Below are 19878 nucleotides of genomic sequence, written 5' to 3' on the forward strand. Positions count from 1 at the left end.
TGGGCCAGTTCAGGGTGATACAGCTATGGGGTATAACGTTCGCATCGCAGATATGCCAGCCACAGAACGCCCTCGGGAACGGATGGTGGCCTGTGGGGCCAATCACCTAGCCACAGCCGAACTGTTGGCAATTTTGCTCGGAACCGGCAATCGCGGTGAGAATCTCTCAGCCGTTGGCTTAGGGCAGAAAATTCTCCGTCAATTGGGCGATCGCAATCCAGACCCCCTAGAAGTCCTACGCACCGTCTCCCCCCAGGAGTTAATGCAGATTCCCGGAATTGGCCTAGCCAAAGCCACCGCCATTGTGGCAGCCATCGAGTTAGGGAAACGAGCCTTTCAAACGCGCCCAGCAGAACGTCAGGTCATCGAAGACCCCGCCACCGCCACCGCCTACCTCAGCCATGACCTGATGTGGCAGGAAGCCGAACGCTTTGCCATCCTCCTCCTCGATGTCCGCAATCGCGTCTTAGGAAGCCAAGTCCTAACCATCGGCACCGCCACCGAAACCCTGGCCCACCCGCCCGACATCTTCCGCGAAGTGATTCGTCAAGGGGCCAACCGGGCGATCGTGGCTCACAACCACCCCACCGGCAATGTCAGCCCCAGTCAACAAGACCTCGATTTAACCCGCCGCCTCCTGCAAATCGGTCAAATCCTCTCCATCCCCATCCTCGACCATTTAATCCTCGGTCACGGTAACTACGCCAGTCTCCGTAAGCAAACCCAACTCTGGCAGGAGTTTCCTCAGGAGTAGAGGGAACAGGGAACAGGGGGGAGAGGCAAGAGGCAATAGGCAAGAGGCAATAGGGGGATTTTCTCTCTTCTTCCTCCTCCTCTTGCTCCGTGCCCTCTGTGACTCTGTGGTAAACTTCTTGCCAAATGTGAAAAACTAGGTTAGGATGGAAATCTATGGGCGATTAGCACAGTGGTAGCGCACTTCCTTCACACGGAAGGGGTCACTGGTTCGAATCCAGTATCGCCCATTTATATTTTTAAACCAACAATAGAATCACGGCCGAGATCTGACTATCATAGGGTAATAGTTTCGTTTACCCTTACTTATTTCAGTTTAGGAGTTTTGTATACTGATGACTCAAGCAACTCAAGCTCCGCAACGGGGTATTCAGATGACCGAAACTGCACTCAAGCAGGTGATGGCGTTGCGTGAACAGCAGGGAGAAGACCTGTTTTTACGAGTTGGCGTTCGTCAGGGCGGTTGTTCTGGGATGTCCTACACCATGGACTTTGAGGACGGGAGCAACGTCCGTGAGGATGACGAGGTCTATGATTATGACGGGTTTCAGGTGGTGTGCGATCGCAAGAGCCTGTTATACCTCTATGGCTTAGTTCTCGACTACAACACCGCCTTAATCGGTGGCGGTTTCACCTTCACCAACCCTAACGCCACTCAAACCTGTGGCTGTGGGAGTTCCTTCTCCGCCTAGTTTCCCAATAGGAGGGAGACTGTTGTCAATTTCCCGTATCTTAGGAGGGGGCGTTTTGATGAACGTCCCTCTTTTTATGGCGGGATCTCCCGTCTGCTATCCTTAACTCCCAATCCTTCGGAGTCTGATTTTTTATGAATAGCCCCCTCGAAACAGAATTTGAACAGGCCATCGCTCGCTACCAGAATGGGGACGCTGTCGAGGATCTCATCCCTGTCTTCAAAGATATCTGCGATCGCGCTCCCAAGAATAGCGCCGCCTGGACTTGCTTATCCTGGCTTTACCTCCTCGGCGATCGCCCAAAGTCTGCCCATAAAGCCGCCCATACAGCCGTCAAACTCACCCCCCAAGATCCTCAAGCCCAGGTTAACCTCGCCCTGGCTATGTTGGATATCGGCAAACCGGGGGTGCGAACCCACATTGAACGCGCTCTTGAGGTGATGGCTTACTCCGATGAACTCCGGGAGGAGTTAGAGCGCAATTGTCAAGACGGCTTAACCCGCAAACCCGATTGGCAAAACCTCAAACGAGTGCAAAACTGGCTCTTTGCTTAGAACTATCTGAGAACTGTAACGCTATGTTAAGAGAAACCTGGGGAAACTTAAACATGAGTTAACAGGGTCTAGAGACAATTGGGGGGGCGATCGGCTGCAAATTTCAGCCATTGCCAGCCCCATAGTCTACCTTGAAACCCCCATCAGACCTTGGTTTCTTCGTATACGAGCAGGTGATATTCCGCCGGGCACTGTAACACATATTTCACAATTCCTTAAATTACTTTATAAAAAAACCAAAAAGATAGTGATAAGATTATGTGAAGTCAGACATTAACTATTCCACTCACATTGAGTTCAGAACTTTAAAGGAGAAACATCACATGAGTAATAATACCAAAAACGTTTCCATTAAACCAGAAACTCGCAATCACCAAGGGTTCTTCGTGCGTGACGGCGAATATCAGTTCATGGGTGTGGACGAGTCCGGTTGGGCGCTCATCTGCTTTGATGACGTAAGCTGCCACTATGTTGATCCCGACAATCTAGAGTCTGTTGAAGACCTGGTGGACTAAACTCTATCTGTCTTCGATTCTGGATGATCCACAGTCCTAAACAAACAACTTTAACTAAAGCCCCTAGGCAACACCCAGCAGAGGTGTTGCCTTTTTCATATATCCCGTCGCTGACTATTAAGCTAGAACATTCTCCAGGGCGGGTTTTACCGTAGGAAACTGATAATCAAATCCCGCAGCCAGGGTTTGTTTCGGCAAAACCTGTTGACCATCCAAAACCACCATCGCCCCCTCCCCGAGCAGTAACTCCAAGGCAAATTCAGGAACCGGCAACCAAGAAGGACGGGATATCACCTCACCCAACACCTGACAGAGGGTTTGCATCCGCACCGGATTGGGAGCCGTAGCATTGTAGACCCCAGACAACGCAGAATTCTCAAGGGCCTCAACGATTAAACGCACCACATCCTGACGGTGAATCCAGGACACCCATTGTTTTCCAGAACCAATTGGGCCCCCTGCAAACAACTGAAAGGGCGTTAACATTTTCCCCAAAGCTCCCCCATCAGGACCGAGGACAATCCCCAAGCGGGCAATCACCAGGCGAGTTCCTGTCTCCGTCACCCCCTGAGCCGCAGCCTCCCAAGCTTGACACACCTGAGCGAGATAATCATCACCCGAGGCACTGGTTTCATCAAAAGTCTCCGTCTCGCTGGTTCCGTAATAGCCGACCGCTGAAGCATTGACCAAGACCTGGGGCCGTTCAGGAGCAGCGGCGATCGCCTCCACCAATTTCTCAGTCGTGAGGGTGCGACTTTCCAGAATCTCCCGTTTATAGTCAGCCGTCCAGCGATGATCCGCAATCGGCGCACCGGCTAAATTCACCACCCCCGTACAGCCAGAAATTGCCTCCTGCCATGGCCCAGACTCACGGGGACTATAGGCAACCACCTCCAAATTGGGAAACACCGACTCAGGAAATAGCCGTCTTGCCCCTTGGGGGTTACGGGTTAACGCGAGCACAGCCGAGTCAGTCTTAGATAAATGTTCCACTAACGCTCGCCCCACAAAGCCCGTTGCACCGGTAATTGCCACTTTCATCATTAAAGCCAGAGTTGGAGATTTTCCCCTTCATACTATCAATGGGGGGATTTCCATGTAAGATTTGTGTAACAACAGGGCCCCTTGAGGGTGTCCAGCTTTCGCTTTGGCATCTGCCATTGAGTTCCCCCGTGGAAGAACGACTACAAAAACTTTTATCGCATTGGGGCATCGCCTCCCGACGCCGTGCCGAGGAGTTAATTCGTCAAGGACGAGTCAGTCTCAACGGTTCAACGGCTGAATTGGGGGCGAAAGCTCATCCTGGACGCGATCGCATCCTCGTTGATGGTCGCATCGTTAATCCGGAAGAAGAGCCGCAACGACTGTATATCCTCCTCAACAAGCCGGCCGGTGTGGTCAGTACCTGTCGCGATACTCATGGGCGGCCCACAGTCCTAAATCTTCTACCGCCCCAAATGGTGCAAGGACAGGGACTTCACCCCGTTGGCCGTCTTGACGTTGACTCCACCGGAGCCTTATTGCTGACAAATGATGGGGACCTCACTTATGCTTTAACTCATCCCCGCTATCATGTACCCAAGACCTATCAGGTTTGGGTTCAAGGTTCTCCCTCAGAGGCAACATTGCAGCAATGGCGAGATGGGGTCATCCTAGATCAGCGCAAAACCCTACCCGCTCGGGTAAAAGTCATCCGTCGGGATGGCCACAGACAAACTCAACTCGAAGTGGTGTTAACCGAAGGGCGCAACCGCCAAATTCGTCGTATTGCCGACCAACTTGGGTATCCCGTCACGGGACTCCACCGGGCAAAAATTGCCTCAGTTGAACTTAACAACTCCCCCGAGACGGTTTTGCCCCCAGGGTGCCATCGCTGTTTGACCGAATCAGAAATTAACGCTTTACAGTTATGGCAAACGCAACTCACCCTAAAATCAGTAGGCGTGCGATCGAAGCTCAAGGAGCACAGCGGATGAAGTTCTCGCGGATTCAGTTCAAACGGAAACAGAAAAAGGAAACGCTCACTCTGCCAGAGAAGCAAGCTCAAGTCTTAGCGACAATGGGGGCACAACTGCGTGAACTTCGTCAGGAACAATCCTTGGCGATCGAGACCATCGCTCGGCAAACCCTGATTCCGGCGCGTCTGTTGCGGGCCATTGAGGAGGGAGATCTGACTAAACTTCCTGAACCCGTCTATGTTCAAGGGTTTTTGCGACGTTTTGCCGATCAAGTTGGCTTGGATGGCTCTGCCTATGCCCGAGACTTCCCCACGGGCAATGAGTTAAAAGCTCCCAAGTCGGGCTGGCAGACTTTGCCGGTGGCGCAACTGCGCCCCTTCCATCTGTACCTCCTCTACATCTTTTTAGTTGTCTTTTCAGTTCGAGGCTTATCAGAATCGGTCAATTCTGATTCCCGCAGTCCAGAGAGTGCCCTTCCCCCCCCGGAAACAGCCGATCCACTAGGAGAAGATGACTCAGACCCTCAACCCAGCTCCCAGGATCTAGCCACTCCTGAAGTTAGCTCCCCAACGGTAACCGCCAATGCATCCGCCTCAGAGAGGGGAAATAGCCCCTCTCAACCGGTGCAAGTCGGGGTGACCTTGACTGATGAGTCTTGGATTCAGGTGGTAGCCGACGGTGAAACCACCTTTGAGGGAATGTTAAGTCAGGGAACTCATAGCTGGAGTGCCAGTCGTGAACTAACAGTGATTGCCGGAAATGCTGGAGGCGTCATGATTGCAGTCAATGGCGATGAAGCCCAACCCATGGGCGCTCCCGGGAGTGTTGAAGAACTGACGATTGTGGCCGATTCTCGCAGCGGAGAGGATGCCGTCAATCCTCCGACCTCTGCGAACTAAGGGTCCCGTCAATTCGTCTGTGGGCCTGTGGCATTCTAAACACTGTCTGTTTGGGGCGATCGCCACCGGTTCAGCCAGCTTAAATCTAAAGGAATGGGCTGCATTGAGCAGATTGTTATCAAGGAGTTTCAAGGAGTTGCTATGAAATCATTAATTCGCTGGGGTGCCACATTAGGACTGGTTGGGGGGACACTTTTTGGCTCCATCTCTGCGCCAGCCCCCGCTTTAGCCTTATCGGAAGATGAAATTCTGCAAAAACTGGCATCGGTTCCGGTTTTTGCCATTACGGATGCTGAGGGATCACCCCTAATTGCCAGTATCTCCAATCCCCAATCGGGTAATGGGAGGACTGAGGTTGCTGGGGTCTTTATGAATCCCCAAGATGCCAATCGATTTGTGGAACGCCTGACTCAAGAACAACCGGAAATGGCGGGGTTCGTTCAGGTAACGGTGGTTTCCTTGGCTGAGATTTACCGGCTCGAACAAAGCCAACAGAATAATGCCATCGAGTTTTCCTATGTCCCCACCCGCCAGGAGGTAGAATCGGCGGTTTCAGTTCTCCTCGATAGTGGTCGTGAGGATGAACTCCTACAACAAAATGGGGAATATACCTATCCAGGGGTGCCGCTGTTCATGGCGACGGCAGGTCCAGATCAGGGATATATGACCGTAGAGCTTGACGGAGAAGTGGTGATCCCTCTATTTTTTGACCGAGAGGATTTAGACAATGTGATTGCTCGGTTCCAAGAACAACAGCCGGATTTTGCGGCTACGGTGCAAACCGATGTGGTGCAACTAGAAGGGGTCTTAGAAACCCTCCGCAATGAGAACAACGAGGTGATGGAACAGTTGATGTTTGTGCCTCATAGTGAATCGTTGGAGTTTGTGGGCAATATGATGCGGCAGATGCAACAACAACAGCAGCAGCAACTCCAACTTCAGCCAGGAGAGGGTGCGTCCCCACTCCCCGGTTCTGCGCGATAGGTTATGGGCCAACTCTCTCAACAGCCACAATCTCAGGATGAAAGTCTCACTCGGGATGCAGGGGTTGAGGTGACGGTATCTCAAGTGCGGGCCTGGCGCAATCAGGCCCGTAGCAGCGCTTTGGCTCACAACCTAGACCCGGCTGAGGTGGATTGGCTGTTATCGGAAGGGGCGAGATTGGATCGCCTTAAATTCCGACTGGGACAACCGGGCGATCGCCTCTCCCTCAGCCGTTCTCTCGAAGACCTGACCCACCTCTGGCAAAAACGTCTGGGCGATCGCACTCCCTTACAATATCTCCTCGGCTCAGTTCCCTGGCGCAACTTCAACCTCCTCGTCTCCCCAGCAGTCCTCATTCCCCGCCCAGAAACAGAAGCCATCATCGACATCGTCCTGGAGAGAAAAGGGGCAGATAGCGCCGGAATTTGGGTCGATTTAGGCACGGGAAGCGGGGCGATCGCCCTTGGACTCGCTCAAGCCCTTCCCAAGGCTAAAATCTATGCTGTAGACTGTAGTGCCGAGGCCCTAACCCTAGCCCAAACCAATGCTGAGCGTCATGGATTGGGCGATCGCATCCAATTCCGACAAGGCAGTTGGTTTGAGCCTCTAGCCGCACAGCGAGGACAACTCGAAGGAATGGTATCCAATCCCCCCTATATCCCCAGTTCCCAGATTCCCCACCTACAACCCGAAGTCAGTCGCCACGAACCCCACCTCGCCCTCGACGGCGGCGACGATGGCTTAACGGCCCTACGCCACCTCATCCAAACCGCCCCCGACTACCTACAACCCAGAGGACTCTGGCTCGTAGAAATCATGAGCGGCCAATCCCCCGCCGTCTGTGAACTATTACAAGACAACGGCAACTACGAGACCCCCCATGTCGTCCGAGACTTCGCCGGTCATGATCGCTTCGTCCTAACCCAGACAAAACAGCGTTAATCCTCAACAAGGGCGGAAGACGGCGACTCTTGCCTCTTGTCCAAATGATGCGTTCCGGCAAGTTTGAGTCGATAGGCTTAAGTCCAAACCCCTACTGATGCCGGGACGCATCCTACCATCTCTTGCCTCTTGCCTCTTGCTCTTCCCTTTCCCCCCATGCTTTCTCCCTACAACGAGCTAATTAACGCCGCCAAATCCGGGTCCGTGGTCAGTTTCCCGACCGATACCGTTCCAGCTTTGGCCGTCGATCCCCAAAAGACCGAGGCCATTTATCACCTCAAACAACGTAGCCTCGACAAACCCTTGATTTTGATGGGAGCCAGTCCCGACGACCTTTGGGATTATGTTGAGGGAACAGCAGATGAACAGGCAATTTGGCAAGAGATGGCGAACCAGCATTGGCCAGGAGCCTTAACCCTAGTTCTGCCCGCCAGCGCCAAAGTCCCACCCGGAATGAATCCGAGCGGTTCCGGGACCCTGGGGATTCGCGTTCCTGATTGTGCGATCGCCCAGAAACTCTTATCCATCACTGGGCCCCTAGCCACCACCAGTGCCAATCGCTCTGGAGAACCCCCTTTACGAGAGGCGGCGGCCATTGCGGCGGCCTTTCCCACCGTGTGCGTCTTAGAGCCAGAGGTGTATCAGAACCGTCCCGGCTCAGGACTCCCCTCCACCGTCGTCCAATGGACTGGAGACAACTGGCAGATTCTACGACAGGGAGCCGTAGAGTTGTAGAGGTTGACCCATCCAGGGATAAGACCGTTAAGCTGGGGATTAACCGAGAAGACTCTTAGAAACTGGCATGACCCTAGATCCCCCGGATTTGTCTCAGGAGAATGATGTCACCCTGACTGAGGCAGAGTTGGCAGAAATTGCTGATCCCCAACTTCGTCAACGAGTCGCGGCGTTGATTCAGCGATGCGATCGCCTCCAGGCTGAAGGCCAGGCCAGCCAACAGCATCTGGAGAAACTCAAGCTACAAGTTCATCTAACCCAACAGATGTGTCAGTTCAAGGGGGGATTTTTGGCGCGAGTCTCCCATGAATTGCGATCGCCTCTGAGTGGGTTGATTGGCACTCATCAACTGATTCTCAATGATTTATGTGAAGACCAAGACGAAGAACGAGAGTTTCTGGCCCGCGCCCACGAGTATTCCCTGAAAATGGTGGAGATGTTGGATATTGTCCTCAAAGTGGCCCGGGCCGAACAAGGGCGATCGCCCCTAAAAGTCGAACCCGTGCGCCTCTATGATGTCTTCGAGGAAGCGCGGGAACTATCCGCCCTGCAAGTCGCCAACCGCAACTATCACTATGATGTGCGAATGCCCGAGAAGACGCTCTGGGTGAAAGCGGACTATAAACCCCTGCTACAAGTCTTACTCCACCAAATTATGACAGCCATCGATGGCATGAGTGAAGGGAGTTTGCGGCTGTCTTCAGGACAAGGGAGCCAGAATGAGGTCTATATTTGGCTAGATTCCCCCTGTCCCTTGGACATTTGGAACGAACCCGTCGAACAGTTGCGATCGCCCCCTCCCGAGCCAACCATCCCCGTTTCCGCCAGCGAATTACCTCACCTCTCAGCCGGATTAAGTTGGCTCGTGGACTATACCCTGCTCGACATTATGGGAGGTCAGTTAGAAATTCTCCAACCGCCTCCCGACGCCGAGGCCGGTTGGCTTAGTCGGCTTCAATACCGGCTGCAACAGGTTCCTCCACCCCCGGAAACTGAGTCAGAATGAGTTGGTTTTGTAGAACCATCGTCGTGGTTTGGTTTTCATCAAAACCAATGCGTTCGTAGAACCGTTGCTGGTGAGTGGTCATGAGATAGACTCGTTCAACCCGGTTCATGTGGGGATGACTCAAGAGCGTTTCCACCATCTTGCGTCCCAGGCCCACACCGCGATATTCCGGGTGAATCACCACATCCCAGATGGTAGCCCGGAAGACCCCATCGGACGTAGCGCGAGAGAAGCCAATCAGGCGATCGCCATCCCAGACCGTAATCGTCGGGACACTGTTCTCGATCGCGACTTTCCAATCCTCAAAACTGCGATCGGCGGCCCAGAAGGCCGAGAGTTCAAATAAAGACTTAAGTTGCGTGAAATCAATCTCTGACTTACGAGAGCAGAAGCGAATGTGACGGCAATCCATAACGCCTGGTATCTCCTTGCCCCAACTCTGAGAGAGGAGCCGTTGTGGTGTGTTGTGGTCAAGCTGAAATAGTTTTAGCAAACTTTGCCAAATTTTAGTATCGACAAATACAAACTTAGCGATCGTTTTGTGACAAGAGGAAGGAAACAGGGGGTAAATGGTAGGATGCGTCCGGGCGTAGATAACGGGTTGGGCCTTGACCGCTCGCATCAAACTTGCCCGAACGCATCATTCCTTATTTGCTTGCGGCAATCAGTCCGAACGCATCATTCCTTGCGGGAACCAGTCCAAACGTCCAAAAAACAAGCAGCACGTTCCCATCAAAGAAAACGCACTGCTGAATTAGATTAGAGCCAGCCGAGCCAGAATTGTACCGGGGATGGACTGATTCAAATCCGTCTATCCCTAAGCATCAGAAGGAGCATAAACGCTAACCTTCTTACGGCTGCGGGTTTTATGCTCAAAGGTCACAATCCCATCAATCAGAGCAAACAGAGTATCATCCTTACCCAAACCGACATTCGTACCGGGATGGATTTTCGTACCCCGTTGGCGAACCAGGATGTTACCCGCACGGACGACTTCACCGCCGTAGCGTTTCACACCCAATCGCTGAGAATTAGAGTCGCGACCATTTCTTGTACTACCGGTTCCTTTCTTGTGAGCCATGATTTAAAAATCTCCACGCTACAGTACATCGACAGTGAATTCACCGTCTAGGGGGCATTGAGACAGAAGCCACTGCCCGCCCCACAAACCTCTATTCTGCCTCAGCCGAGACCATTTCAGCCACCTCACCCGTTGCCGGTTCCAAATCTAAGCTACGGGGAGCGGGGATTTCAGCTTCCGCCAACACCGTACCATTGACCGAAATACTCGAAATTGCCAAACGGGTGAGTTCTTGGCGATGTCCCCGTTTCTTACGAGTTTTCTTCTTCGGCTGCATCTTGTAAACAATCACCTTACGACCCCGGAGGTGTTGCAGCACCGTTCCCCGAACCGTTGCGCCTTCAACCCAGGGTTGACCGACGTGAGCGTCATCCTCATTGCGGATAAACAGCACCTTATCGATGGTGATTTCGTCTCCAGGAGCCGCATCAAGTAGATTTACATCATAGAACCGACCGGGTTCTACCATGATTTGCGTTCCGCTGGTTTCAATAATTGCGTAAGTCATTCAACTGTCCTCAAAACTATGCCGTAGGGGTAGCCAAAATTCGCCGGTTAGGTCGAGTTGGCGTCGATTTGGCGTTTTCATCACCCGTTCCGAGCAGTGACACAAAACCAAACCCCTCATTATCACCCGTGGGTGTAGGGGTTGTCAAGTTTCTCTGCGCTGGTTTACTCTTCTTCGTCGCCGTCTTCGTCATCCGCATCCGGCTGTTGCACCGGTTGCTTGATAGTGAGATAGCGCAGGACATCATCGGAGAATTTCATCGCTTTTTCCATGACCGCGATGGAGGCGCCGGGAGCCTTGTAGTTCATTTGCACATAGACGCCATCCCGATGTTTAAGGATGTCGTAGGCTAAGCGACGTTTGCCACGATGTTGGACATCGAGGTCTTCCGCGCCGTTTTCGAGCAAAATATTGCGATATTTGTCGATTTCCGCATCCGTGCGCTCCTCGCCAATGTCAGGGCGCAGGATGTACATGGTTTCGTAGATAAACTCTTTCATTCGCCGTTGTGAAGTCCTTGTGGTCGGAGTGGCTTCGGTGTCTCACTCATGGCTGAGTGGCACTGAAGCAAGGATCTTCCAGTGTATCGCAAAAGAGGGTGCCATTGATGAAATTGTTGCCGGTCGGTGCGATCGGTTTTTTTCTCTGAGCCACCGGGAGGGGAGAATCGCGATTTTCGACCGACTTTGTGGCGAGGTTGTGAATAAGTGCATCCAACCCAGAAATATAAAGAATCAAGGCATCAGTAAATTCACGGAGTGATTCGAGGGAGTAGCAACGATGGCTAATGGCGGCAAGTTATTGAGTGCGATGGTGGTGACGGCCCTGTGGCTGGCAGCAGTGGAAGGGGTCATGGCTGCCGGACGACAAGATATCGGGACTCCTACCCAGGGTATCTCGGGGGAACTGTGGCCTCTCTCTGACTTGGGAGAAAACTTAACGGCGTCATCTTTGGATATGGAGTCGTCTCCCTCTCAATTGACCCTCGCCCAAGCTGACCTCCGCCTTAGCGAAGCCAATCGCCTGTTGAACTTGGGAATTCAGGAATTTAATCGCAGTCAGTTTCGGGAAGCGATCGTCTCTTGGGAACGGGCTTTAGAACTTTACCGAGCCGTGGGCGATCGGGCTAGGGAAGGCCGCGCCCTGGGCAATTTGGGCATTGCCTACAACAGTCTGGGCCAGTACGAGCGCGCCATTGATTTCTATGAACAATCCCTAGTAATCCTCCGCGAGAGCGGCGATCGCGCTGGGGAAGGCAGCGTCCTGGGCAATTTGGGCGTTGCTTACCGAAACCTAGAGCAGTACGAACGCGCCATTGACTTCCATGAACAATCTCTAGAGATCCATCGCGAGATGGGAAATCGCGCTGGGGAAGGCAGCGCCCTGGGCAATTTGGGCCTTGCCTACAACACTCTGGGTCAGTACGAACGCGCCATTGACTTCCATGAGCAATCCCTAGAGATCGCCCGTGAGATGGGAAATCGCGGTAGCGAAGCCTACGCCCTGGGCAATTTGGGCCTTGCTTACAACAGTCTGGGGCAGTATGAGCACGCCATTGACTTCTTTGAACAAGAACTAGAGATCGACCGCGAGATGGGAAATCGCTCTGGGGAAGGCCGCGCCCTGGGCAATTTGGGGGTTGCTTACCGCAGGCTCGGGCAGTACGAACGAGCCATTGACTTCTTTGAAGAACACCTGGCGATCGCCCGCGCGATAGGCGATCGCGCTGGGGAAGGCAACGCTCTGGGCAATTTGGGGGTTGCTTACTACAGTCTGGGTCAGTACGAACGAGCCATTGACTTCTATGAACAATCTCTAGCAATAGCCAGTGAGATCGCCTATCTCGCTGGGGAAGGCCGCGCCCTGGGCAATTTGGGCCTTGCTTACAACGACCTGGGGCAATACGAACGGGCCATTAACTTCCATGAACAATCTCTAGTGCTCTTCCGTGAAATCGGGGATCGGGCTGGGGAAGGCCGCGCCCTGGGCAACTTGGGTCTTGCTTATAACAACCTCGGGCAGTATGAGCGCACCATCGACTTCCATGAACAATCCCTAGTGCTTTTCCGTGAAATCAGCGATCGCGCTGGGGAAGGCCGTGCCCTCAACAACTTGGGCATTGGTTACGGCAGCCTGGGGCAGTACGAGCGCGCCATCGACTTCCATGAACAATCCCTAGTGATTGCCCGCGAAATTGGAAATCGCGCTGGGGAAGGCTACGCCCTGAACAACTCGGGCCTTGCTTACTTCAGCCTGGGGCAGTACGAGCGCGCCCTAGCGCAATACAGTCAAGCCGTCACCCTCCTCAACGAACTCGATGCCCGCGCCCCAGAAGCTATGAGCCTCAGAAACATCGGCAACCTCCTCAACCGCCAAAACCAACCCGAACTCGCCATCACCTTCCTCAAAGCCAGCGTCGATATCCGCGAAGCCATACGTGGCGATATTCGCAGCCTCGACACCGACCTAGAACAATCCTTCACCGACACCGTCGCCGCCGACTACCGCCTCCTCGCCGACCTCCTCCTCCAACAAGACCGCGTCCTCGAAGCCCAAGAAGTCCTCGACCTGCTCAAACTACAAGAACTCGAAGACTACCAAATCCGCAACGTGCGAGGCACCGAGGAAACCCGCCAAGGGCTGTCCTTCTGGCAACCCGAGCGGGAAATTATAGACCGCTTCTACAGCCACCTAGAAACCCATACCGATCCCCAAACCTTCTTCACCAGCACCGCTATCACAGAGCGCGTCGCCCAACTCCAACGCAATGCCCGCAGCCAAAACCCCAACCCAGAACAACTGGCCCGCCTGCAAGGCAACCTGCAACAAGCCGGTAACGCCTCCCTACTCTATCCCCTCGTCCTGGACGATCGCCTGGAACTCATCCTCGTCACCACCACAGACATTTCCCGCCACACCGTCCCTGTTGAGCGGGTGGAGCTAAACCGGGTGATCGCTGCCTTCCGCTCCGACATCATGGACCGTTTCAGTAATCCCCGAGCCAACGCCCAACAGTTGTACCAATGGCTGATCGCGCCCCTGGCGGACGAAATTGATGCCGCCGGAGCCGAAACGATCCTCTATGCCGCTGACGGTCAACTGCGCTACATTCCCCTGGCGGCGTTGCATGACGGCGACCAATGGCTGACCCAACGCTACACCATCAACCACATCACCGCCGCCTCCCTGATGGACTTCTCTCAATCGGAAGGGACTTCGTTGAATATCCTGGCTGGAGCCTTCCCAGCCCAAGACCTGGCGGTAAAAGTGGCGGGGGTACAACGATACTTCAACGGTCTGCCGTACGCCCAGGTGGAGGTGGAGAATCTTGAGGCTAACTTACCGGGGACGGTGGCGTTTTTTAGCGAGGGGTTCAACCGTCAAGCCATTGAACCCCGGTTGGGGAACCACACCATTATTCACCTGGCGACCCACGGAAGCTTCCAATCGGGTCATCCCAATGACTCGTTTATTTTGCTCGGGGATGGCGATCGCATTACTCTCTTCGACCTAGACCAATGGGAGTTACCCAACGCTGCCCTGGTGGTGCTGAGCGCCTGCGAGACGGCGGTCAGTGGCCCGGAGTTGGGCAGTGGTGAAGAAATTTTGGGCTTTGGCTATCAGATACAACGCACAGGAGCGAAGGCGGCGATCGCCTCTCTGTGGCTCGTCAGCGATGGCGGGACTCAGGTCTTGATGAATGGCTTCTATGGGGCCATGCAACTGGGCTTACCTAAGGCGGAAGCCCTGCAACAGGCTCAGATCGCTTTGATTACCGGAGACTATACAGCGGTAGGAGGTCCTCGGGGGGATATAGAGATTCGGGGCGGGCCAGGACAGGCCTCTCGGGGAGATCCTCTGGCTCATCCCTACTATTGGGCCCCGTTCATTCTCATCGGTAATGGCCTATGAAGCACAGCAGCACCGTTTTTCCGTTGGCTACCTATTGACTGTTTACTGTTTACCCATTTAGAACTATGACCGCTAGAAATCACCGTCCCCCAAGCCCCACCAACCCCACCGCCTGGATTTGGCTAATCGTGATTGCGATCGCCAGCAGTGTTGACGGATCTACCATACACCGGATTATCCCTGGACTGGATTCTCCGGGACAGCCGAGGGGTGAAGTGGAGACTCTACTGCCTAATCGGCTCTCGGAGTATGAGCGCCACTACCGAAGCGCCCAAAACTATTTCAATGAGCAGGAGTACGCTCGCGCCGAACGGTCTCTGGAAAAGGCCCTAGCCGCAGAAAGCCATCACCCCGAAGCCCATCTACTCCTGGCCAGGATTCTCAGGGGGTTTGGACGGTTGGCTGAGGCAGAAGTCTCAGTGCGGGAAGCGATTCGATTAGGTCCAAACACAGCGGGAGCCTACACCCTGTTGAGCCTGATTCTCTCTGAACAAAATCGCTATGCAGAAGCGATTGAGGCCGCCAACGTCGCCATTGCCCAGAATAGTCGGGATAGCAATGCTTACGCGACCTTGAGCGGTGCCTTGGTTCGTCAAGGAGACTTGGATGGGGCGATCACTGCGGCCAAAACCGCCCTATCCTTAGACCCCAATCTATCCAGTGCCTACAATTCCTGGGGGATTGCCTTAGCGAATCAAGGGGAGTATGAGGAAGCCGAACGTCGATATAAAAAGGCTCTATCCCTCAACCCTGAAGGATCGGTCGTTCACTATAACTGGGGTATGCTCTTGATGGTTCAGCGGGACTATGAGGGGGCGATCGCCAAGTTTGAAGACTCTTTGGAAATTAACCCCTTTCACGCTTTCACCTACAGCGCTCTGGGCGATGCGTTTTTCGGTTTAAATGACTTTGACCGAGCTTCTCTGAATCATCGGGAGGCTCAATATCTTGCCCCCACCACTCCCCAAATTCACTACAACGCCGGGGTGGGCTTTATGCAGATGGGACAGTACGAGGAGGCCCTGACCTCTCTAAACACCGCCCGCGATTTGGCCAGTGCCCAGGAAGACCCAGTGCTATTAGGGGAGATTGAATTCTCCTTAACCCGCCTCCAACGACGAGAAGACACACCGGAGGACATCGGACTCCCGGTCTTGTGATGATGGGACACCTGCGATGGGCTTCCGGTAAGGATTGGGGCTGTTTTGGCGATGAAGGCATTAGTACATTCACGCTCGTTAAGCGAGGGAGGGGCAACGATGGCTACTGGGGGCAAGTTACTGGGGGCAATGCTGCTGACGGCTCTGTGGCTGTCAGCAGTAGAGGGGGTCATGGCCGCCGGACGACGGCAAATTGCTCTTCCTAATCAAGAACTCCCAGGGGAGTTGGGGCTTTTGCCTGACTTGAGTGCAAAACCGGTGGCAATCTCTCTGAAACAGTCCCCCCGTCCCTTTGAGATGACCCGCGCCCCACTGAATGGGCTATGGACAGAGGGGGAGCCATTGCCATTGCGAGCGGAAACGCCGCAGTTATTGGCTCAGGCAGATAGTCGTCTAGAAGAGGCAGATCGCTTACTTGAGCAAGGCCGTCAACAATTTGATACAAGTCAGTTTCAGGCAAGCTTACAATCCTACCAGCAAGCACTGGCTCTCTACCGAGAGTTAATGGCACAACCTGATTTATTTCATGAGAGTCGGCGGGGAGAAGGCAATGCACTTCGTAGAATCGGTAATGTTTACCATGTCTCAGCCCAGTATGAGCAAGCGTTTAATCTGTATGAGCAAGCTCTCAGTATAGCCCGTGAGATAGGCGATCACGCTGGAGAAAGCCGGGTTCTGAACAGTTTGGGCGGTGCTTATTTGAGCCTGGGGCAGTATGACCGCGCCATTGACTTCTTGGAACAATCCCTGGCGATCGCCCGCGACATAGGAGATCTCGCTGGGGAAGGCCGCGCCCTGGGCAATTTGGGTATTGCTTACAACAGTCTCGGCCAGTACGAGCTCGCCATTGAGTTCCATGAACAATCCCTGGTGATTGCCCGCGAGACGGGCAACCGGGCCGGGGAAGGCCGCACCCTTCACAATTTGGGTAATGCTTACAACCACCAGGGCCAGTACCACCGTGCCATTGACCTCTATGAACAATCCCTAGCTATCTTCCGGGAACTCGGTAGTCGATTTGGAGAAGGCAGTGCCCTGGGCAATTTGGGAACTGTTTACAACAGTCTAGGGCAGTACGAGCGCGCTATTGACTTCCATGAACAACGACTGGCCATCGCCCGGGAGATAGGAGATCGTGCTGGGGAAGGCGGCGCCCTGGGCAATTTGGGTAATGTTTACCGCAACCAGGGGCAGTACAACCGTGCCATTGACTTTCATGAACAATCCTTAGTGCTCTTCCGAGAGATAGGAGATCGCGCTGGGGAAGCCCGTACCCTGGGCAATTTGGGCAATGTTTACCGCAACCAGGGGCAGTACGAGCGCGCTATTGACTTCCATGAACAATCCTTAGTGCTCTTCCGAGAGATAGGAGATCGCGCTGGGGAAGGCGGCGCCCTGGGCAATTTGGGCAATGTTTACAACAGCCTGGGGCAGTACCAACGCGCCATTGACTTTCATGAACAAGACCTGGCCATCGCCCGAGAGATAGGAGATCGCGCTGGGGAAGGCGGCGCCCTGGGCAATTTGGGCAATGTTTACGACAGCCTGGGGCAGTACCGACGCGCCATTGACTTTCATGAACAAGACCTGGCCATCGCCCGAGAGATAGGAGATCGCGCTGGGGAAGGCCGCGCCCTGAACAATTTAGGCAATGCTTACAACAGTCTAGGGCAGTACCAACGCGCCATTGATTTCTATGAACAACGACTGGCCATCGCCCGAGAGATAGGAGATCGCGCTGGGGAAGGCGGCGCCCTGGGCAATTTGGGCAATGTTTACGACAGCCTGGGGCAGTACCGACGCGCCATTGACTTTCATGAACAACGACTGGCCATCGCCCGAGAGATAGGAGATCGCGCTGGGGAAGGCCGCGCCCTGAACAATTTAGGCAATGCTTACAACAGTCTAGGGCAGTACCAACGTGCCATTGATTTCCATGAACAAGGACTGGCGATCGCCCGGGAGATAGGAGATCGTGCTGGGGAAAGCAGCGCCCTGAACAATTTGGGCAATGTTTACTACAACCTGGGCCAGCACGAACGCGCTATTGATTTCCATGAACAATCCCGGCAGATCTCCCGGGAGATGGGAGATCGCGCTGGGGAGGGCAACGCCCTGAACAATTTGGGCAATGCTTACCTGAACCTGGAGCAGTACGAACGCGCCATTGACTTCTATGAACAACAGCTAGCCATTAGCCGCGAGATTGGCAATCGAGCTGGGGAAGGCAGCGCCCTGAACAATTTGGGCAATGCTTACCTGAACCTGGGGCAGTACGAACGCGCCATTCACTTCTATGAGCAATCTTTGGCGATCGCCCGCGAGATTGGCGATCGCGCTGGGGAAAGCCACTCCCTGGGAAATTTGGGCGTTGCTTACCGCCGTCTAGGCCAATCTGACCGCGCCCTAGAGCAGTATAGTCAAGCCGTCGCCCTGCTCAACGAACTCGGTGCCCGCGCCGAAGAAGCCAAAATCCTCAGCAACATCGGCAGTCTCCTCAACGACCAAGGCAAACCCGAACTCGCCATCACCTTCCTCAAAGCCAGCGTCGATATCCACGAAGCCATACGTGGCGATATTCGCGGACTCGACACCGACCTGCAACAATCCTTCACCGACACCGTCGCCGACGACTACCGCCTCCTCGCCGACCTCCTCCTCCAACAAAACCGCATCCTCGAAGCCCAGCGTGTCCTCGACTTGCTCAAAGTCCAAGAACTCGACGAAGCCCTCTCCCAGGTGCGGAGTACCCAAGCAACCTCCACCGGGGTCGCTTTCTGGCAAATCGAAACCGACCTCCTCGCCCTCTACGAACAAACCCTCGCCGACGGCATCGCCCTCGCCCGCCTCGACGACCAAGTCCGCCAACAGGGCCAGGACAGCCTCACCCCCACCCAGCACCAACAACGAGAGACCCTGCGGCAACGCTACCAAGCCGCCCAAGGTCAATTCGCCGCCTTCCTAGACCGCCCCGAAGTCGCAACCCTGCTGCGCCAAATCCGTCAACAAACCGACGGTCAATCCATCGAAATCGAACGCCAACACCGGACGCTGCAAAATAATCTGCGCAACTTACCCCAAGCCACTGCCCTCATCTATCCCCTAATCCTGCCCGATCGCCTCGAACTAATCCTCGTCACCGCCGACAGCCCCCCCCTGCGCTATCCCATCGCCGTCACCCAAACGGAACTCAACCGCACCATCGTCGCCTTCGGCCAAGCCCTCAACTCCCCCAATAGCGATATCCTGCCCCTGGCCCAAACCCTGCACCGCTGGCTCATCGCCCCCCTGGAAGCCCAACTGACCCAAGCTGGCATCGAAGCCATTATCTACGCCCCCGATGGTGCGCTGCGCTATGTGCCTCTAGCCGCACTCCATGACGGCGATCGCTACTTAGCCCAACGATTCAGCCTCAGCCACATCACCGCCGCCTCCCTCACCGACTTCAGCCAAGTCCCCCAACCGGATAACCGCCGCCTTCTCGCCGCCGCCTGCGCCGAGTGCAGCTTTGAGGTCCCCATGGCCGGACAACTCTTCCACTTCGACGACCTGCCTTTCACGGAAATCGAAGTCAACACCCTCGCCACTCAAGTCCCCGATACCCGCGTCCTCCTCAATCAAGATTTCAGCGTCGCCGCTCTCCAGTCCGCCTTAGGAGGATACCGGATTCTCCACCTAGCTACCCACGGCGCCGTCGTCCCCAACCAGCCCAGCCAATCCTTTCTCCTACTGGGCAGTGGCGAAGCCCTCAGCCTAGAGACGATCCGCAATACTTGGCGACTGGATGCGGAATTGGTGGTCCTGAGTGCCTGCGAAACGGCTGTGGGCAATGCAGAACTGGGTAGCGGCGTCGAGATTCTGGGGTTGGGCTACCAGATCCAGCAGGCCGGCGCCCAGGCCGTGATGGCATCTCTGTGGAAGGTGAACGACCGGGGCACCCAAATCCTGATGAGTGGCTTTTACGAAGCTTTGCAACAGGGAATGACCAAGAAGGAAGCTCTGCAAGCGGCCCAAATTGCCCTGATTACTGGAGACGACACCGCAGTTGAGGGGCAGCGGGGCGAGATTGAGCTACGGGGTGGGCAGCAGGGCGGCAGCGGCGATCGCCTAGCCCATCCCTACTATTGGGCACCGTTCATTCTCATCGGCAATGGCTTATGAGGCGCAGCTTGGGGATGA

The 19878-nt window shown here is 54.6% G+C and carries 18 protein-coding genes and 1 tRNA gene; 14 read left to right on the top strand and 5 right to left on the bottom strand.

Translation table 11 applies throughout. From position 1 onward, the window contains the following. Positions 1–25 precede the first annotated feature (25 nt). The 5 genes from radC to NEA10_RS04830 all read left to right on the top strand — a co-directional run bounded on the left by radC (position 26) and on the right by NEA10_RS04830 (position 2514). Complete coding sequence (gene radC / locus NEA10_RS04810) at positions 26–754, top strand: RadC family protein (RefSeq protein ID WP_252664128.1); 729 nt, start codon at positions 26–28, stop codon at positions 752–754. A 157-nt stretch (positions 755–911) separates the two neighbouring features. Further along, positions 912–983 (top strand) — tRNA-Val (locus NEA10_RS04815). Positions 984–1088: 105 nt separating this feature from the next. Next, positions 1089–1445 (top strand): HesB/IscA family protein, encoded by a 357-nt coding sequence (locus NEA10_RS04820; RefSeq protein WP_252664129.1) that lies wholly within the window; start codon positions 1089–1091, stop codon positions 1443–1445. 134 nt (positions 1446–1579) lie between these two features. Continuing rightward, the gene (locus NEA10_RS04825; RefSeq protein WP_252664130.1) at positions 1580–1999 is read left to right on the top strand and encodes a tetratricopeptide repeat protein; all 420 of its coding nucleotides are present in this window, start codon (positions 1580–1582) and stop codon (positions 1997–1999) included. Positions 2000–2322: 323 nt separating this feature from the next. Then, positions 2323–2514, top strand: a complete 192-nt coding sequence (locus NEA10_RS04830) for a hypothetical protein (RefSeq protein WP_252664131.1) — start codon at positions 2323–2325, stop codon at positions 2512–2514. Positions 2515–2631: 117 nt separating this feature from the next. On the opposite strand, the gene thyD is transcribed toward NEA10_RS04830, so the two are convergent. Beyond that, positions 2632–3555, bottom strand: a complete 924-nt coding sequence (gene thyD / locus NEA10_RS04835; protein ID WP_252665295.1) for a thylakoid membrane protein ThyD — start codon at positions 3553–3555, stop codon at positions 2632–2634. Between the two features lie 131 nt (positions 3556–3686). On the opposite strand from thyD, the gene NEA10_RS04840 reads away from it, so the two are divergent. The 6 genes from NEA10_RS04840 (at position 3687) to NEA10_RS04865 (ending at position 9038) form a co-directional block, all read left to right on the top strand. Beyond that, entirely contained in the window at positions 3687–4490 is an 804-nt protein-coding gene (locus NEA10_RS04840) for a pseudouridine synthase (protein WP_252664132.1), read from the top strand. After that, complete coding sequence (locus tag NEA10_RS04845; RefSeq protein WP_252664133.1) at positions 4424–5371, top strand: helix-turn-helix domain-containing protein; 948 nt, start codon at positions 4424–4426, stop codon at positions 5369–5371. The genes NEA10_RS04840 and NEA10_RS04845 overlap by 67 nt, the downstream gene beginning before the upstream one ends. Positions 5372–5512: 141 nt before the next feature. Continuing rightward, entirely contained in the window at positions 5513–6355 is an 843-nt protein-coding gene (locus NEA10_RS04850; protein WP_252664134.1) for a Tic22 family protein, read from the top strand. Positions 6356–6358: 3 nt separating this feature from the next. Next, a complete protein-coding gene (prmC, locus tag NEA10_RS04855; protein WP_252664135.1) occupies positions 6359–7297 on the top strand; it encodes a peptide chain release factor N(5)-glutamine methyltransferase in 939 nt (312 codons plus the stop codon). A gap of 156 nt (positions 7298–7453) precedes the next feature. Further along, positions 7454–8032 carry an L-threonylcarbamoyladenylate synthase gene (locus tag NEA10_RS04860; RefSeq protein ID WP_252664136.1) on the top strand — a complete coding sequence of 193 codons (579 nt, stop codon included), beginning with the start codon at positions 7454–7456 and terminating at the stop codon, positions 8030–8032. Between the two features lie 67 nt (positions 8033–8099). Continuing rightward, positions 8100–9038: a sensor histidine kinase gene (locus NEA10_RS04865; RefSeq protein ID WP_252664137.1), complete on the top strand. Its 939-nt coding sequence runs from the start codon at positions 8100–8102 to the stop codon at positions 9036–9038. Here NEA10_RS04865 and NEA10_RS04870 read toward each other — a convergent pair. The 4 genes from NEA10_RS04870 to rpsF all read right to left on the bottom strand — a co-directional run bounded on the left by NEA10_RS04870 (position 8977) and on the right by rpsF (position 11127). Continuing rightward, entirely contained in the window at positions 8977–9660 is a 684-nt protein-coding gene (locus NEA10_RS04870; protein WP_374111851.1) for a GNAT family N-acetyltransferase, read from the bottom strand. The genes NEA10_RS04865 and NEA10_RS04870 overlap by 62 nt on opposite strands. Before the next feature lie 195 nt (positions 9661–9855). Beyond that, entirely contained in the window at positions 9856–10119 is a 264-nt protein-coding gene (gene rpmA / locus NEA10_RS04875) for a 50S ribosomal protein L27 (RefSeq protein ID WP_252664138.1), read from the bottom strand. 91 nt (positions 10120–10210) lie between these two features. After that, a complete protein-coding gene (gene rplU / locus NEA10_RS04880) occupies positions 10211–10627 on the bottom strand; it encodes a 50S ribosomal protein L21 (protein WP_252664139.1) in 417 nt (138 codons plus the stop codon). A 164-nt stretch (positions 10628–10791) separates the two neighbouring features. Beyond that, complete coding sequence (gene rpsF / locus NEA10_RS04885) at positions 10792–11127, bottom strand: 30S ribosomal protein S6 (RefSeq protein WP_068788904.1); 336 nt, start codon at positions 11125–11127, stop codon at positions 10792–10794. 280 nt (positions 11128–11407) lie between these two features. On the opposite strand from rpsF, the gene NEA10_RS04890 reads away from it, so the two are divergent. The 3 genes from NEA10_RS04890 to NEA10_RS04900 all read left to right on the top strand — a co-directional run bounded on the left by NEA10_RS04890 (position 11408) and on the right by NEA10_RS04900 (position 19860). Then, positions 11408–14539 carry a CHAT domain-containing protein gene (locus NEA10_RS04890; protein WP_252664140.1) on the top strand — a complete coding sequence of 1044 codons (3132 nt, stop codon included), beginning with the start codon at positions 11408–11410 and terminating at the stop codon, positions 14537–14539. Positions 14540–14604: 65 nt separating this feature from the next. Beyond that, on the top strand, positions 14605–15699 hold the full coding sequence (locus NEA10_RS04895) for a tetratricopeptide repeat protein (RefSeq protein ID WP_252664141.1): 1095 nt from the start codon (positions 14605–14607) through the stop codon (positions 15697–15699). A gap of 99 nt (positions 15700–15798) precedes the next feature. Then, positions 15799–19860, top strand: a complete 4062-nt coding sequence (locus NEA10_RS04900) for a CHAT domain-containing protein (protein WP_252664142.1) — start codon at positions 15799–15801, stop codon at positions 19858–19860. Positions 19861–19878: the final 18 nt, after the last annotated feature.

This window comes from Phormidium yuhuli AB48, assembly GCF_023983615.1.
Classification (GTDB): Bacteria; Cyanobacteriota; Cyanobacteriia; order Cyanobacteriales; family Geitlerinemataceae; genus Sodalinema; species Sodalinema yuhuli.

Coding starts and splice junctions, on each gene's coding strand:
- radC (WP_252664128.1), top strand. CDS start 26: ATGGGGTATAACGTTCGCATCGCAGATATGCCAGCCACAGAACGCCCT.
- NEA10_RS04820 (WP_252664129.1), top strand. CDS start 1,089: ATGACTCAAGCAACTCAAGCTCCGCAACGGGGTATTCAGATGACCGAA.
- NEA10_RS04825 (WP_252664130.1), top strand. CDS start 1,580: ATGAATAGCCCCCTCGAAACAGAATTTGAACAGGCCATCGCTCGCTAC.
- NEA10_RS04830 (WP_252664131.1), top strand. CDS start 2,323: ATGAGTAATAATACCAAAAACGTTTCCATTAAACCAGAAACTCGCAAT.
- thyD (WP_252665295.1), bottom strand. CDS start 3,555: ATGAAAGTGGCAATTACCGGTGCAACGGGCTTTGTGGGGCGAGCGTTA.
- NEA10_RS04845 (WP_252664133.1), top strand. CDS start 4,424: ATGGCAAACGCAACTCACCCTAAAATCAGTAGGCGTGCGATCGAAGCT.
- NEA10_RS04850 (WP_252664134.1), top strand. CDS start 5,513: ATGAAATCATTAATTCGCTGGGGTGCCACATTAGGACTGGTTGGGGGG.
- prmC (WP_252664135.1), top strand. CDS start 6,359: ATGGGCCAACTCTCTCAACAGCCACAATCTCAGGATGAAAGTCTCACT.
- NEA10_RS04860 (WP_252664136.1), top strand. CDS start 7,454: ATGCTTTCTCCCTACAACGAGCTAATTAACGCCGCCAAATCCGGGTCC.
- NEA10_RS04865 (WP_252664137.1), top strand. CDS start 8,100: ATGACCCTAGATCCCCCGGATTTGTCTCAGGAGAATGATGTCACCCTG.
- NEA10_RS04870 (WP_374111851.1), bottom strand. CDS start 9,660: ATGCGAGCGGTCAAGGCCCAACCCGTTATCTACGCCCGGACGCATCCT.
- rpmA (WP_252664138.1), bottom strand. CDS start 10,119: ATGGCTCACAAGAAAGGAACCGGTAGTACAAGAAATGGTCGCGACTCT.
- rplU (WP_252664139.1), bottom strand. CDS start 10,627: ATGACTTACGCAATTATTGAAACCAGCGGAACGCAAATCATGGTAGAA.
- rpsF (WP_068788904.1), bottom strand. CDS start 11,127: ATGAAAGAGTTTATCTACGAAACCATGTACATCCTGCGCCCTGACATT.
- NEA10_RS04890 (WP_252664140.1), top strand. CDS start 11,408: ATGGCTAATGGCGGCAAGTTATTGAGTGCGATGGTGGTGACGGCCCTG.
- NEA10_RS04895 (WP_252664141.1), top strand. CDS start 14,605: ATGACCGCTAGAAATCACCGTCCCCCAAGCCCCACCAACCCCACCGCC.
- NEA10_RS04900 (WP_252664142.1), top strand. CDS start 15,799: ATGGCTACTGGGGGCAAGTTACTGGGGGCAATGCTGCTGACGGCTCTG.